This is a genomic window from Bacillus pretiosus, from assembly GCF_051294775.1.
GTDB classification, from domain to species: domain Bacteria; phylum Bacillota; class Bacilli; order Bacillales; family Bacillaceae_G; genus Bacillus_A; species Bacillus_A wiedmannii.
This window is the reverse complement of sequence record NZ_JBPPHF010000715.1, coordinates 1-216: the sequence shown is the minus strand read 5'-3', so window position 1 is coordinate 216 and position 216 is coordinate 1. Positions and strand designations below refer to the sequence as shown.

At 56.5% G+C, this 216-nt stretch carries 2 tRNA genes; both read left to right on the top strand.

Features of this window, described 5'->3' with window-relative positions:
- Positions 1-9: 9 nt before the first annotated feature.
- Positions 10-84 (top strand) — tRNA-Gly (locus ACSG5Z_RS32865).
- 16 nt (positions 85-100) lie between these two features.
- Positions 101-189 (top strand) — tRNA-Leu (locus ACSG5Z_RS32860).
- Positions 190-216 lie beyond the last annotated feature (27 nt).

The following is a 216-nucleotide window of genomic DNA, read 5'->3' as shown; positions in this document are numbered from 1 at the left end:
ACATGTCTTGCGGAAGTAGTTCAGTGGTAGAATACAACCTTGCCAAGGTTGGGGTCGCGGGTTCGAATCCCGTCTTCCGCTCCAATTTTCAATATGACATGCCGGGGTGGCGGAACAGGCAGACGCACAGGACTTAAAATCCTGCGGTGGGTGACCACCGTGCGGGTTCGACCCCCGCCCTCGGCACCATATGCGCCCGTAGCTCAATTGGATAGA